The 848-nt window shown below is 57.8% G+C and carries 2 protein-coding genes and 1 pseudogene; all 3 read right to left on the bottom strand.

All coding sequences use genetic code 11. The features are described from left to right. Positions 1-126: pseudogene (locus tag ING15_RS19265) on the bottom strand (succinate--CoA ligase subunit alpha); the annotation flags it as partial. 18 nt (positions 127-144) lie between these two features. Further along, complete coding sequence (locus tag ING15_RS19270) at positions 145-555, bottom strand: PIN domain-containing protein (RefSeq protein ID WP_206456462.1); 411 nt, start codon at positions 553-555, stop codon at positions 145-147. After that, the gene (locus ING15_RS19275) at positions 536-793 is read right to left on the bottom strand and encodes a DUF6364 family protein (RefSeq protein ID WP_206456463.1); all 258 of its coding nucleotides are present in this window, start codon (positions 791-793) and stop codon (positions 536-538) included. Before ING15_RS19275 ends, ING15_RS19270 begins: the two co-directional genes overlap by 20 nt. Between the last annotated feature and the right edge of the window lie 55 nt (positions 794-848).

Raw genomic sequence — 848 nt, forward strand, 5'->3', positions numbered from 1 at the left:
GGGATGGGTGCCGGCGACCATCTGCGTGCCGTGATAGGCCAGCGCCTGCTCGGTGTGGAACGAGCCGGTCTTGCCGGTCAGACCCTGCACGATGATCTTGGTGTTCTTGTCGACGAGGATGGACATGGAGATTCCTAGGTGGGCTCAATTCTCGATGAATGGGTTCACAACACGGACGCCCTCATAGGACTGCCCGTGATTGAGGTCTTCGGTGTAGAGGGTAGTTTCATCCAAGCGTTTGGCAGCGGCTATGAGGGCGGCATCCCAGTAGGAGATCTGGTATCGTTGCGAGAGAGCGATCCCCGCCAGAACGACGCCGCGATCGATCGCTTGAACCGTGAAATTCTCCAGAAACGTCAGCCACCGCTCGACTTGGGCGATCTCCAAACGGTGCTTTCTGACGGCGATGTTGTAGAATTCCGCGAGAACCTGACCCGACAACGAGTACGGTCCATCCTCCAGGAATTCGAGGGCCCGTAGCCACTTGACGCGCTCGTCCACCGCTCCGGTCGCAGCGTAGACGAGAACATTCGTGTCAACGAAGCCGGCCCTCATAGGCATCCTCCCGGCTGAATTTGTAATCCTCCCCTAGTGAGACACCCGATCTGGCACTCATCTCGCGCAACTCGGCGAGCGCTTCCTTGTACTGACGGCGCTCATCGTCCTTTGCCTGGCTCAATTGCTCCAGATGCTCACGGACAAGGGCGTTGAGCGACGTGCCACGATCATGGGCAATCGCACGAACGCGTCGGAGCACGTCTTCGTCGACTGCGAGCGTAATGTTTTTCACCATCATACATCTCCACAGTCACACATAATCTGTGTTGCGCATCTGGACAACCGGGAGT

It is taken from the genome of Aurantimonas marina, assembly GCF_017183135.1.
Classification (GTDB): Bacteria; Pseudomonadota; Alphaproteobacteria; order Rhizobiales; family Rhizobiaceae; genus Aurantimonas; species Aurantimonas marina.

What these genes read in the sequence shown, in the direction of transcription:
- ING15_RS19270 (WP_206456462.1), bottom strand. Translation starts at nt 555, where the DNA reads ATGAGGGCCGGCTTCGTTGACACGAATGTTCTCGTCTACGCTGCGACC.
- ING15_RS19275 (WP_206456463.1), bottom strand. Translation starts at nt 793, where the DNA reads ATGGTGAAAAACATTACGCTCGCAGTCGACGAAGACGTGCTCCGACGC.